Origin of the sequence: Fontivita pretiosa, assembly GCF_050410795.1 — a bacterium.
Lineage (GTDB): Bacteria > Planctomycetota > Phycisphaerae > Tepidisphaerales > Tepidisphaeraceae > Fontivita > Fontivita pretiosa.
In genome coordinates this window covers 1,288,092-1,301,370 of the sequence record NZ_CP191258.1, presented here as the reverse complement: position 1 = coordinate 1,301,370, position 13,279 = coordinate 1,288,092, and the positions used below count along the sequence as shown (strand labels likewise).

12 protein-coding genes are annotated in these 13,279 nt (G+C 63.4%); 4 read left to right on the top strand and 8 right to left on the bottom strand.

Annotation, left to right across the window (positions count from 1 at the left end; translation table 11 throughout):
- Positions 1-2 precede the first annotated feature (2 nt).
- The 3 genes from ACQS5P_RS05280 (at position 3) to ACQS5P_RS05270 (ending at position 4,181) form a co-directional block, all read left to right on the top strand.
- Positions 3-1,697 (top strand): trypsin-like peptidase domain-containing protein, encoded by a 1,695-nt coding sequence (locus tag ACQS5P_RS05280; RefSeq protein ID WP_428939856.1) that lies wholly within the window; start codon positions 3-5, stop codon positions 1,695-1,697.
- A 108-nt stretch (positions 1,698-1,805) separates the two neighbouring features.
- A complete protein-coding gene (gene smpB / locus ACQS5P_RS05275) occupies positions 1,806-2,297 on the top strand; it encodes an SsrA-binding protein SmpB (protein WP_428939855.1) in 492 nt (163 codons plus the stop codon).
- Positions 2,298-2,417: 120 nt separating this feature from the next.
- On the top strand, positions 2,418-4,181 hold the full coding sequence (locus ACQS5P_RS05270) for a glutamine--tRNA ligase/YqeY domain fusion protein (RefSeq protein ID WP_428939854.1): 1,764 nt from the start codon (positions 2,418-2,420) through the stop codon (positions 4,179-4,181).
- Here ACQS5P_RS05270 and ACQS5P_RS05265 read toward each other — a convergent pair.
- The 8 genes from ACQS5P_RS05265 to ACQS5P_RS05230 all read right to left on the bottom strand — a co-directional run bounded on the left by ACQS5P_RS05265 (position 4,108) and on the right by ACQS5P_RS05230 (position 11,128).
- Positions 4,108-4,710: a hypothetical protein gene (locus ACQS5P_RS05265; RefSeq protein ID WP_428939853.1), complete on the bottom strand. Its 603-nt coding sequence runs from the start codon at positions 4,708-4,710 to the stop codon at positions 4,108-4,110. The genes ACQS5P_RS05270 and ACQS5P_RS05265 overlap by 74 nt on opposite strands.
- Positions 4,711-4,754: 44 nt before the next feature.
- A complete protein-coding gene (locus ACQS5P_RS05260) occupies positions 4,755-5,843 on the bottom strand; it encodes an anion permease (RefSeq protein WP_428939852.1) in 1,089 nt (362 codons plus the stop codon).
- 103 nt (positions 5,844-5,946) lie between these two features.
- Positions 5,947-6,570: a DUF47 domain-containing protein gene (locus tag ACQS5P_RS05255; protein WP_428939851.1), complete on the bottom strand. Its 624-nt coding sequence runs from the start codon at positions 6,568-6,570 to the stop codon at positions 5,947-5,949.
- Positions 6,571-6,679: 109 nt separating this feature from the next.
- Positions 6,680-7,654: an SDR family NAD(P)-dependent oxidoreductase gene (locus tag ACQS5P_RS05250; protein WP_428939850.1), complete on the bottom strand. Its 975-nt coding sequence runs from the start codon at positions 7,652-7,654 to the stop codon at positions 6,680-6,682.
- A gap of 103 nt (positions 7,655-7,757) precedes the next feature.
- Positions 7,758-8,393 carry a hypothetical protein gene (locus ACQS5P_RS05245; protein WP_428939849.1) on the bottom strand — a complete coding sequence of 212 codons (636 nt, stop codon included), beginning with the start codon at positions 8,391-8,393 and terminating at the stop codon, positions 7,758-7,760.
- A complete protein-coding gene (locus ACQS5P_RS05240; RefSeq protein ID WP_428939848.1) occupies positions 8,386-9,048 on the bottom strand; it encodes a hypothetical protein in 663 nt (220 codons plus the stop codon). Before ACQS5P_RS05240 ends, ACQS5P_RS05245 begins: the two co-directional genes overlap by 8 nt.
- A 121-nt stretch (positions 9,049-9,169) precedes the next feature.
- Positions 9,170-10,696, bottom strand: a complete 1,527-nt coding sequence (locus ACQS5P_RS05235; protein WP_428939847.1) for a hypothetical protein — start codon at positions 10,694-10,696, stop codon at positions 9,170-9,172.
- Between the two features lie 45 nt (positions 10,697-10,741).
- Positions 10,742-11,128 (bottom strand): DUF2752 domain-containing protein, encoded by a 387-nt coding sequence (locus tag ACQS5P_RS05230; RefSeq protein ID WP_428939846.1) that lies wholly within the window; start codon positions 11,126-11,128, stop codon positions 10,742-10,744.
- A 644-nt stretch (positions 11,129-11,772) separates the two neighbouring features.
- On the opposite strand from ACQS5P_RS05230, the gene ACQS5P_RS05225 reads away from it, so the two are divergent.
- Positions 11,773-13,113 (top strand): glycosyltransferase, encoded by a 1,341-nt coding sequence (locus ACQS5P_RS05225; RefSeq protein WP_428939845.1) that lies wholly within the window; start codon positions 11,773-11,775, stop codon positions 13,111-13,113.
- Positions 13,114-13,279 lie beyond the last annotated feature (166 nt).

The window sequence follows — 13,279 nt, the reverse complement described above, 5'->3', positions numbered from 1 at the left end:
CGATGCGTGGACAGCTCGGCTTGCGTGCGGCGATGGTGGTGATGCTGGCCTTGGCGGCGCAGGCAGCGCGTGCCGAGACGGTGAGCCTCAAGGACGGCACGGTGCTGGAAGGCAGCGTCATCAAGTTCGGCGAGACGTATCGCGTGAAGACCGCTGATGGTCAGACCCATACGGTAAAGGCCTCGGAGGTGCGGTCGATCACCAAAGGCAATGCGACGACGATCAGATCGGCTGCCGCGTCGCAGGGATCGGAGTCGGGACCGGCGGCGGTGGCGTTGGCGTCGCTCAGTGCCAGCTTCCAGTATGCCAAATCCCGCGCCGATGCGGTTGACGCGCCGGTGCTGGCGGTGGTGATCTGGGAGAAGTTCATCGAGAGCAACCCGCCCGCCGCCGAGCTTGAACGGGCCAGGGCCGAACTGGACAAGTGGCGTCGGCTTCAACAGGAGAACGCGGAGAAGATCAATGGCCGGTGGGTCGGCGGAGAGCAGCGCCGACAACTGCTCAAGGAAGTGGAGCAGTTGTGCCGGGAAGCGCGGCAGATGATGGAAGCGCAGACGCTTCAGGCGGTGGAGAAGTATGAGAAGGCTCTGAAGCTGTATCCGAACAATTACGAGGCGAACTTTGCGTTGGGGTATTTTTACCTGACGCGCGGTGCGGTCGGCAGCAGCGGGCGGGGAAACAACACGTATCTGGATCGCGCCCTGCGATCGCTGGAGACCGCGGCGCGGCTCAGGCCGGACTCGCCCGAAACCCTCAGCAATCTGGCGATCGCGTACAACTTCCGCCAGAGATATGTCGAATCGGTGCAGTGGGCGTACAAGGCGGCGAAGATTCAGGACACCAGGCCAATCGTGCAGAACCTGGTCAACAGCATCGCGCACGCGCCACGCGGGTTGCAGACCAGCAACGACAAGCTCAAGCCGATCATCGAAGAGGCGGTGATTCTGGCTCGCAAGCACGGGATCGGGCTCAACGGCGACAGTTGGCTGTACCTGCCGCCCGGACCTTCGGTCACGGACAGCGGCACTCATGACGACAAGCCGCCCGGTGTGATCGGCAACGGCAGCGGGTTCGTGATCTCGGCCGACGGATACATCCTGACCAACCGCCACGTTGTCAGCGGGCCGGACGGGCAGGATCTGCTGTTTCGCGTGCGGCTGGATGACGGGACGGAGAAAAATGCGCAGCTCGTCGCGGCTGATCCCGAGTATGACATCGCGCTGCTCAAGATCAGCGCGTCCTCGCCGCTGGCGTATCTGAAGCTGGCTGAGGCGGACCTGCCCAACCCCGGGGCCAGGTGTCTGGTGCTGGGGTATCCGGTGGCGGACGTGCTGGACTTCAAGATGCAGGTGACCAGCGGGGAGATCAGCTCGACCAACGAGTCGGACGAGTATCCGCTGACGCTGTCGGCGAACACGACGCACGGCAACAGCGGCGGCCCGATCGTGGATCGCGACGGGCACGTGATCGGGATGCTCAGCGCCGGTCTGCGGGCCTATGACGCCACGTACGTGAAGGCCGTGTCGGCCGGGCAGATTCGCCGGTTCCTGGAGCGGAGCCGAGACAAGCATCAGACCAGCTTCGAGCCGGGACCCGCCACCGACAGGGCGTTCGACGCTGAGCGGCTGGCCAAACAGGCGCGGCAGGCGACGCTGCTGATCTTCATCATCCGCGGGGATGGCCGGACCGACGGATGAAGTCAAGGGCTGCGGGTACAGGACACAAGGCAGAAGCGCATCGCCCGGGAATCTGTCCTGCGTTCCGCCGTCTGTGTCGTTGTCTGGATGTCGTGCTATAGTTGTGGCGTGGCGCAGGAAGCAAAAGGCAAAGACGGGAACGGTGCAGGCGCCGGGCCGCGGATCACCAACCGCCGGGCGCTGCACGAGTACTTCATCTCCGCCAAGCTCGAATGCGGCATTGCCCTGCTGGGCACGGAGGTCAAGTCGCTGCGGCAGGGTCGGGCGCATCTGACCGAAAGCTTTGCGCGGATCGAGAACGGGCGGCTGGTGCTGCGCGGCTGCCACATCGAACCGTACGACAAGGCCTCGGCGCAGGCGAATCATGATCCGCTGCGCCCACGATATCTGCTGGTGCACAAGCGTGAGCTGCGCAGGCTGGAGAGTGAACTGAAGCAGCGCGGCACCACGCTGATCCCGCTGGCCATTTACTTCAGGAACGGAATCGCCAAGGTCGAGCTGGGCGTGGCCAGGGGCAAGCAGCAGCACGACAAACGCGAGACGATCCGCCGCAAGGAGCAGGAGCGTGAAATCCGGCGGATGATGAGTCACAGACGCTAGGCAAGTGTGCACAGCCACAGGGCAACGAAATTGACACGAATGATCTGCCGTGATTTGCGTGCCGGTCTGCTTCGTGTATTTGTTCATGCCCTGGTGGCTTTGCGTGTATCGAGGTAGCGAATGGCTGAGACCCCCAAGAGTGAGCCGACGACATCGAGCCTGGACTTCATACGCGAGCGGATCATCGAGGACATCCGCACGGGCAAGTACGGCGGGCAGGTGGTGACGCGCTTCCCGCCGGAGCCTAACGGGTATCTGCACATCGGTCATGCCAAGGCGATCTGCCTGAATTTCGGGATCGCGCAGGAGTTTGGCGGGCGGTGTCATCTGCGGATGGACGACACCAACCCGGTGAAGGAAGACCGCGAGTACATCGAGGCGATCAAGCGCGACGTGAAATGGCTGGGTTTCGACTGGGGCCCGCACCTGTACTACGCGTCGGACTATTTCGATCAACTGCTGGAGTGGGCGATCGTGCTGATCAAGGCGGGCAAGGCGTACGTGGACGACCTCTCGCCTGAGGAAGTCTCGCGGACGCGAGGCGGGCTGAGTTCCGCCGGACGCGACAGCCCGTATCGCAACCGCTCTGTCGAGGAGAACCTGGATCTGTTCCAGCGGATGGTCAAAGGCGAGTTCCCCGACGGCTCGCGCACGCTGCGGGCCAGGATCGACATGACCTCGGGGAACATCAACCTTCGCGACCCGGTGATGTATCGGATTCTGCACGTGCCGCATCCGCACGCGGGCGACCGCTGGTGCGTGTATCCCACCTACGACTGGGCGCACGGACAAAGCGACTGGATCGAAGGAATCACCCATTCGATCTGCACGCTGGAGTTCGAGAACCATCGCCCGCTGTACGACTGGTTCCTGGACACGCTGCGCGAGCTGGGGGTCGTGCCCCGGGGCAGCGCCAATGGCGGGCAACCGGTGACCTACCGCCCGCAGCAGATCGAGTTCGCCAGGCTCAACCTGACCTACACCGTGCTGAGCAAGCGAAAGCTGCTGGAGCTGGTCAAGGGCGGGTATGTGCAGGGATGGGACGATCCGCGGATGCCGACGATCAGCGGTTTTCGCCGCCGCGGATACACGCCCGAGGCGATCCGCAATTTCGCCCGGGAGGTGGGGGTGACCAGGTTCGACAGCATCATCGACATACAGCGCCTGGAGAACGCGCTGCGCGAGGACCTGAACAAGCGGGCGCCCCGCCGCATGGCCGTGCTCAATCCGCTCAAGCTGGTGATCGACAACTGGCCCGAGGGCAGGACCGAGCAGCTCGATGCGGTGAATAACCCGGAGGATCCGTCCGCCGGCACGCGAAAAGTGCCCTTCGGGAAGGTCGTGTACATCGAGCAGGACGACTTCCGCGAGGTTCCTCCGCCCAAGTACTTCCGGCTGGCGCCCGGGCAGGAGGTGCGTCTGCGCTGGGCGTACATCGTGAAGTGCACGCACGTAATCAAGGACCCGGACGGGCGAATTACGGAGGTGCACTGCACGTACGACCCGGCGACGCGGGGCGGCGACACGCCCGATGGCCGAAAGGTCAAGGGAACGATCCACTGGGTTTCGGCCGAGCACGCGCTGGACGCGGAGGTTCGGCTGTACGATCACCTGTTCCGGGTTCCCGAGCCGGAAGCCGTACCCGAGGGCAAGTCCTACCTGGAGAACCTCAACCCCAACTCACTGGTGGTGGTGCGTGCCAAGCTGGAGCCGAGCCTGAAAGATGCCCGCCCGGATGAGAAGTTCCAGTTCGAGCGGCACGGATACTTTGTGGCGGATGTGGTGGATTCCCGGCCCGGGGCGCCGGTGTTCAATCGGTCGGTGGCGCTTCGCGACTCGTGGGCGAAGCTGGAGAGGCGAGGCTCGCCGGCGGCGAAGGGCTGAGCCGTGCCGCCACACTGGCCGGATTCTGCCCCAGCCGCGGCTTGAGCCGTCCCAGGATCACCACCAGAATCGAGCCGAGCAGCGCAAACGCCAGCCCCCAGGCCAGGCGGCTGGCGGCCAGGGCGCTGGCGGCCTGCTGGTCGGTGTGCCGAAGGATCAGGAACTGCCAGCGGCAGAAGAAGTGCGAGGTGGGGATCACGATCGCCAGCAGGATCATCTTGGTCTGCCACCAGCGGATCAGCGGAAAGTGCCGGGGATACTGAAAGAACAGCCCCACGCCCAGCAGCAAGGCCAGCACCAGGGCGGGAATGACCAGCCGGACCATCAGGCCGCCGACCAGATCGATGATGAACTGTCGGCGGGGGTCGGCCAGGGACAGGGCGGCAACGTCGCTGAAGATCCAGATGGCCAGCACGCTGGCCAACCCCCCGAGGTAAATGGCGATGGCGATGATCTTGGGCAGCAGCAGCCAGGGGCGGATGCCGCGTCCGGGTTTTCGACCGAACTTGTTGACGTAGCTCTGGGTCATGTCGCATCTTGCCGGCGGCGCCGCGGATCCCCGCCGCCGCCGGATCACAGCAGAAACGGCTCGATCGTCAGGTGAATAATGATATAGGCGATCGCGGCCATGAAGGCACTGCATGGCAGCGTGAAGATCCACGCCAGGACGATATTTTTCCCGGAGTTCCATCGCACGGCGCGCAGACCGCGGGTGATGCCCACGCCCATGATCGAGCCGGTGATGCAGTGGGTGGTGGAGACGGGGATGCCGGCGATGCTGGCGCCGATGACGGTGGCGGCGCCGGCGGTCTCGGCACAGAACCCGCCCACCGGCGCCAGGCGGGTGATGTTGTGCCCCATCGTGCGCACCACGCGCCATCCGCCCATCAGCGTGCCCATCGCGATCACAAAGTGGCACAGCAGGATGATCCACCAGGGGATGTTGTGCCCCATGCCCATCCATTCGATCCACCAGGGCGTCCAGCCCGGCTGAAGCCAGTACCCCAGATGCTGGTAGCCTTCGGTGGAGACCAGCACGCTCAGGGCCACGAAGATGATGCCCATGGTCTTCTGCGCGTCGTTGGTGCCATGAGAGAGGCTGAAGGCAGCGGCAGAGAGAAGCTGGAGGCGTCGGAACCAGCTATCGACGCGGGTGGGGGTGCAGTGGCGAAAGCTCCAGGCGATGGCCACCATCAGCGCTGCGCCGCCAATCATGCCCAGAAGCGGTGAGACAAAGATGAAGGCGATGGTGATCGGCCACTTGCCCGGGATCAACAGCCCCGCCAGCCCGGCTTTGGCGATGGCGGCGCCGGCGTAGCCGCTGACCAGCGAGTGCGAAACGCTGATCGGCAGCCCCATTGCCGAACAGATGTACGTCCAGACCGTCGCGCCGCACAGCCCGGCCAGAATCACGAAAAGCTGCTGGACCGGCGTGCCCAGCAGCTCGATGTTGACAAAGCCGCTGGAGATGGCCTTGGCGACGGCGGTTCCGAACGCAAAGGCGGCCACGAAGTTCCAGAACGCCGCCCACACGACGGCCTGCATTGGCGTCAGAACCCGCGTGGAAACAATCGTGGCGATCGAGTTGGCCGCGTCGTTCACCCCATTGTAGAAGTCGAACAGCAGCGCGACGGCGATGATGATAAGCACGAGGGTAAGCATGCCTGATCTGCGATTTTTGATTCGCGACTCTGGGTGGAGCGAGCGTACCGTGTGGACGCATCCTCACATCGCAAATCGAAAATCAAAAAATCAAAAATCGACGCTATCCATTCTTGAGAATGATCCGTTCCAGCGTGTTGCCGACGTCCTCGCAGCCATCGATCGCCGATTCGATCAGGTCGTAAAACTCCTTCCACTTCATCACATACAGGGCGTCGTTGCCCTGAAAGAGCCTGGAGACGGCGGCGTGATTGTTGTCGTCGCCTTCGTTCTCCAGGCGGTGGATCTCGATAAGCTTGTCGCTCAATTCCGAGAGCTTGCGCGATTTTCGCAGTCGGTGGACCGCCTCACTGACCGCCACCGCGGCATGCACCAGCGTGTCCGCCTGTCTCTGGAAGGCCGGCTCGATCGCCTGCACGTGATACAGCGGGAATCGTTTGGCCAGCGCATCGATCGTGTCCACGATGTCATCCAGCCCACCGACCAGCATATGAATGTCCTCGCGATCGAATGGGGTGATGAAGGTTCGATCCAGGCGATCCAGCGCGGTGTGGGCCAGTTCGTCGGCGTCGTGTTCTTCCTGACGTATCAGGGCGATGTGCTCGGCGGCGCTATCGGGATAGGTGCGTGCCAGCCGGCGCAGGTGCTCGGACGTGGAAACCACGTGCGCCGCAAGTTTTTCAAACAGATCGTAAAAGACGGTGTCTTTCGGAAGTAAGTTGATCATCGCGGAGGCTTCGGCCCTTTCGGCCGGGTCTTGGCCCTGTGTCGGTTCAACAGTTCGTTGGCCCGCGGTGAAGCTTCCATCAAGAGCGGCTTGAGGTCAAGGGCGGGGCTTACTCTTCCGGCAGCCTGTAAAGCTGGCCATATTCCCTGAACCAGGCGACGAAGCGGCGGATGCCCTCCTCCAGACTGACTTTCGGCTCGTAATCCAGTTCTGCGCGTGCGCGGGTGAGGTCGGCGTAGGTGCGTTCGACGTCGCCGGGCTGAGCGGGCTTGCGATCGATGATTGCCGGTTTGCCGACGGCCCGCTCGATGGTTTGGACCAGTTGTTTGAGCGACACCGGATGCGCGCCGCCAAGGTTGTAAATCCGATAGCGATCGCAGCGATCCAGCGCCGCCAGGATCCCATCAACGATGTCATCCACATAGGTGTAGTCCCGGCTGGTCGATCCGTCGCCGAAGAAGGGGATCGGCTTGCCGCGGGAGATCAGCCGGGTGAACTTGTGGATGGCCAGGTCGGGCCTCTGTCGTGGCCCGTAGACCGTGAAAAACCTCAGGCAGAACACGGGCAACCGGTACAGATGCCAGTAGGTGTAGCAAATGAGCTCGCCGGCGCGTTTGGTGGCGGCGTAGGGGCTGATGGGCTCGGCCACCGGATCGTCCTCGCGGAAGGGCACGCGCCCCAGGTTGCCGTAGACACTGGAGCTGGAGGCGAAGATGAATTTGGCGACGTTGTTTTTGACAGCGGCCTGGAGAAGATGCGTCGTGCCTTCGACATTGACGCGGGCGTAGTAGGCGGGCTGCTCGATCGAAGGCCGAACCCCCGCCATCGCCGCCAGGTGCAGGATCGCCTGGGGCCTGGCTGTGGCCACCAGCCGCTCGATTCGGGCCCCGTCGGTGATGTCCACTTCTTCCACGTCGATGCCTCCGCCGATGCTCTTGACGTTGGCTTCCTTCCAGTTGCGATCGTAGAAGTCGCAGAAGTTGTCCACCCCGATCACGCGAAAGCCGCGAGAGATCAACGCCTCGGCGGCGTGCGAGCCGATGAAGCCGGCGGCGCCGGTGACAACGATCGTGGGTTTGCTCATCCGTGTCTGCTCCAGCTTGACCTGCGGAGTTTGTCTTGGCCCTGGATCGTACGGATTGCACAACCCAGCGCCAAATCCCCGACACCGTGTGCGCCGCAGCGGTTCAGTCGGGCTTATGACGGTAGAAGAGCTTGGCGACCTGATCCGCCGCCGCCAGATACAGATCCCGCTGCACGGAGGCGGTGTTGATGTGGTCGGCGGCGCGGAGCATGGGGGTCTGGCAGGTGACCTCGGCGCCGTCCGGCGAGTCGTCAGGCCAGAGCTGTCGGCCGTCGGTGGCGTCCAGCACGCGCACTTCGAGGCTGATCTGTCCCCTGAACACGCCGCTGCCGGGGGCGGGGGAAAATGAACATTCCAGCACGTTGACCCAAAGCAGTTGCTGGGCGCCTACGGCGCGGGCGATGGCATCGGGACGCATCTGCACGAACTGCTGTGGGCGATTGGATCGCAACTCGGCGATGCTCAACGATGGAACGATCGGGGCCACGTTGTTGGCCTGAAGCTGCGATTCGATGGCACGCGCCAGCGCGTCGGTCTGCCCGGTATCGTGTCCGCTGGGATCGGGCAAAGCCTGCACGTATACGACCATCGGACGTTTCTGGGGGATATAGCGCGGCTTGACCGGCGGCGGGCCATACACGTGTGCTGCCACGCCGAACAACTGGCATCCTCCCGCCAGCAGCGGCAGGCACAGCGTCGCAACGCGCACAGCCAAAAGCAGTCCACCGCGACTAATCACGTTCGACTTCCGTGGTGACAAACCGCCAGACGATCTCTTCGGCCAGACGCGCCAGCGTCCCGCGATACATCAGCACGTCGTTGGCGTTGAGCACGCTTTCCGGGGGAGATTTGGGCGGAAAAACCACGCTGACATTGTTCTCGGTGTAAACTTCTTTTCCCTGGCCGTTGGCGACTTCGATCACTCGCAGCGTGGCGGTGGCGCTGCCGCGGAACAACTGTAACGAGGACTCGGATCGGGTCGAGAACTTTTCGATTTCGACGTAGATCAGTCGCGACACGCCCAGCTTGGGGGCCACCTCGGTGATCGGAATGGTCTCGATTTCGGGGTGATCCCGCTGGTAGCGGGCGATGGACGCCGCGGCCACGGGGAAGGTTGTGCCCTTCAGTTCATCGGCCTTGTTCTGTTGTGCCTTCTGGAGCTGTGCCTGGATGAGCGTTGCCAGATCGACGGGAAGTCGATCCCAGTCCATTCGCAGGGCGCGGTCGGCCCAGACCATCACGCCGACGGATTGCCCCGCAAGCCCCTTGTAAACAGCGGGGCGTCGCTGGGGCACGGCCCGCGCGGCCACCGCCAGCGCCGCGCATCCCCCGGCCAGCAGGAGCAGTCCCAGCACAATCGATAGACGAAGGGTCGAACGAGTGGTCAAGCTCATGGTGCCAGACTCCCACCTGCGATACGGCGATCTCCGCGGCCAGCCCGCAGCCGCAGTTGTAACCGCTCCGGAGCGGAGTTTCACGTGTGCGTTGGCGACATCATGCCCTCACGTCTACGGATCATGCCGTCACGTACGCGGCGTAGAGGATCGGATCTTCGAAACGAACGCCGCCCCATTGGATGCGCAGCCGGATCGGACCGGCGGCGGCGCGAATCCGATCGCCGCCTCTCCAGCGCACCGGCACGCGCAGGCCGGGCGTCTGCACCGGCTGACAGTCCGCAAGCTCATACCCGGGCACCGGCCTGAAGGCGCGATCCAGAACCGCGACCGTGAGGTTGGCCACATCCGACACGCCCGAGCAGTTCAGGAAGACCTGTCCGCCGCCCTCGGGCAGGATGATCGGGCAGGTGATGCAGCACGGCAGCAGCCTTTGGGGCGAGGCATCGGCGACGAGCTTCTCATAGGGCGGGGCGATCTGCCCCTCGATAAGGTCTCGCTTCGGCGAAAACTGCCCGAGGCGATCGCGCCTCCACTTGGCCAGGCGAATCTGCTTGTTGCCGGTCTTTCCCCACTGGCCGTAGTAGGTCATCGTCTGCTCGCCATGGTTGATGAATCCCTGTCCCTGCGTGATGTGCGGCGGCGCGCCGAAGGAATCCAGCGACCAGTCCTCCTCCTCCGATCGGATCATTTTGAAGTCGGGGATCGGCTCGATGTAGTGCAGCCCGTCGTGCGTGATGACCAGGCCAAGGTTCATCTTGAGCAAGCGGCGGTCTTCGTCATGGGGCGGGCCGTTCCATTGGCCGTACAGTCCGACCACGACGTTGCCGCGATCCCACAGGCCGGCACCTAAGTGTACCTGTGGACCACCGGCCTTGGCCCAGTCGTAATCGCGTGGGGGGATCGGGTCGCGACGAAAGCCGATCGCCGCCGCATCGGTCCAGTGCTCGAAATCCGGCGACATCAGCACGCCCAGCACGCGATGGTGACAGCCTGCCGGTCGGCCCATCTGCCCGACCACGTAATACATGCCCTCTCGAGCCAGCAGGCCGGTCTGCTCGACCATGAACCGCGTGACCGGATTGTGTTTGGACGCTCGCCAGACCAATCCGTCGGCGCTGAACGCGACATAACCGAAGTTCTCATTGCCTTCCCAGAAGAGCTTGAAGCGTCGCGCCGGGTCCGGATCGTGCGGCTCGTACAGCACGGTGCAACTGCGGTAAATGTTGCCCGGCTCGATCTGAACCAGGTTGTTATTGCGGTTGCCCGCGTATTCGACCAACCCAAGCGATGGCCTGGTCCAATGCACGCCGTCGTCTGATACGGCGTAACAGATGTGCCGATAGGGGGTGGACTTTTCCTGATCCACCTGGTCCTGATCGCCATCGGCGATGTACCACATGTGATATTGCCCGTCGATCTGCATGACCGTTCCGTAATACCCGATGCGAAAGCTGTCGGGCGTGCCGGGTTGGCCACGTACAAGCACCGGGTTGTATTCGGCGCGGGTGGGCTGAGAAGCGATCAGGTCCAGCGTCAGCCCCTTGCGCAACGGGATGGAAAAGCTGTCGAACGGAAACAAGACGGCCTCGCGCGGCGTGCCGGGCGCGGGGCGGGACAGGTCGATGGTGAATTCGGTGGCGGTCATGGTGCTCGTTTGTGAGTTGCGACCAGGGCTGACTCCAGCGTTGGCCTACCGCCACCCGTCCAATCCGTGGGTATGGATGAAGATCTTCCACCCCCAGGCGGCGAGGGCGAGTGCGAGCAGCGGAACCAGGTAATAGGCCGGGCGAATGAGTCGCAGCAGGCGCAGGGCCGGTTTGCCGGTGATGGCGATGTATAGCCACACCCAGACCGCCGCGGCGGTCAGAATCGCCAGCACCGTTCCCAGGGGCTGCACCCACGCACTTGCAAGCACTTGTCCGTGAGCCAGATACGAGAAGCTGGTCGTCAGCCCACAACTGGGACAAGGAACTCCTGTTTGGTAGAGGAACTGGCATCGCTGCAAGCCCAGCGCGGTGTGGGTTCCGACGCCGCGTGGATCAGGCTCTAGCACTGCCGCCAGAGTGAGCACTGTCATGCATCCCCCCGCCAGCAGCAGGGCAAAGGATCGCCACAGCCAACTGATTCGCTGGGATCTGGCAGGCGGCGCATAAATGGCTGGAGGCGGCGAAGTCACGAAAACAGGTTATAAAGCGAAGCATCAGGAGGCAACAAAGACGTTTATGGTGCCGAGCGGGCAACGGCGTCGGTTCTGCGGCGGTAGTTCATACGGCCTGGCAGACCATCCGCTTTGACCAGAAAATGGTCAGGGCGAAAAATCGGAGAAGAAATGTCTGGCATATTGACAAGGTAGACTGGGGAAACTTAAGTTGTAACAAAGTTTTGAGTCGTAAACAGGACATGGATGTCCGGTGGGCAACGGGTAGGCAGCGTCGGCCGGACAGGGAAAGGCTGCGGGAACGGAGGACTGCGCACTCCTTGATCTGGAACTGATGTCGGCGTGCTCCCGGCGCGAATCCCAGCGCGCGGATTCGGGACCGCCCAAGGTGACTTGGATCTGACAGGATTTTGCCCGCTGACGGAGCGCGGTGCCCCGGATCGGCAAAGCCTTGCGGTCGCGAGTCGCCCGCGGCGGCAATATCGCCCGCCGACATCAGCAGCCGGCATGTTTCTCTCCGTGACCTCGATTCAGAAAGTGCAGCGGCTCCTATGCGCGTCTTCATGCTTGGGTGGGAATTTCCGCCGTTCATCAGCGGCGGGCTGGGCACCGCATGCTACGGCCTGACCAAGGCGATGAGCGCGATCGGCACGGACGTGATCTTCGTGCTGCCACGCCCTGTGACCACGCCCTTTTCCACACACGTGCGACTGGTCAGCCCGCGCCCCGGTTCTCCGCTGGCCTCGCCCAGCGCCGAATTCCGCCTGGATGAATTCGAGCACGTCACGTTCCGCACCGTCGCGGCCCAGCTCTCGCCTTACAGCAATCCCGCGGACTACAGGCAGCAGATGGAAGAGCTGGCCAACAAGGCACGCGCGGGAGACCCGGACGCACTGGCGGCGCTGAAGGCCGCTGGCGCCGCGGCGCCGGTCCCCGAACCCAGCGGTCCGCCTCTGGGACAATACGCCGGCGATTTGCTGGCCGAAGTCCAGCGCTACGCCATGCTCGCCGCCGAGATCGCCCGATCCGAAACCTTCGATGTTGTTCACGCCCACGACTGGATGACATTCCCCGCCGGTCTGGCGGTGGCGGGCATCAAGGGCGTGCCACTGGTCGTGCACGTGCACTCCACGGAGTTTGACCGCAGCGGCATGCACGTCGATTCCAGAATCTACGATATCGAGCGACGCGGCATGCACGGCGCCATGAAGATCATCGCCGTCAGCTACCTGACCAAGAACCTGATCACGCACCATTACGGCATCGATCCGTCCAAGGTCGAAGTCGTCTACAACGCCATCGAAACACCCAACGGCAACGGCTTCGACGAGGAAAAATACAAAATCCACAAGGACGAAAAGATCGTTCTGTTCCTCGGACGCATCACGATGCAGAAAGGCCCGGAGTATTTCCTGGCGGCGGCCAAGAAGGTCCTGGAGGTCATGGACAACGTGAAGTTCGTGATGGCCGGGTCAGGCGACATGATCCGCCGGACGATCGAAATGGCCGCCAGCATGGGCATCGGGCACAAGGTGCTTTTCACCGGCTTCCTGCGCGGCGCGGATGTGGAGCGGGTGTTCAAAATGGCCGACCTGTACGTGATGCCCTCGGTCTCCGAGCCATTCGGGATCGCGCCGCTGGAGGCGATGAGTCACGACGTGCCGGTGATCATCTCCAAGCAGTCCGGCGTCAGCGAGGTCATTCAGCATGCGCTGAAGGTTGACTTCTGGGACATCAACGAAATGGCCAACAAGATCATCGCGGTGCTGAAGCACCCGCCACTGGCCAGCACCCTCCGCCAGCACGGCAGCTTCGAGATCCGGCGAATGAGCTGGATCGACGCGGCGCGGGCATGTACGCAGGTCTACGAACAGGCCCTGGCCGCCATGAACGGGCGAAGGTGACGCTGCTCTGCCCGGCCCGAGTCCGCACAGAGTGCCGGCAGGGAACTCGCGTGTCACGGGCGTCCCGCCCGTACGGGCGGCCATCGCAGGCGCGAGACGCCCGTGGCACAGGCGGGTTCAAATCCTCGTGCTACACGCCGTTGTGCCGCGATCGCCTTTGCTTCGG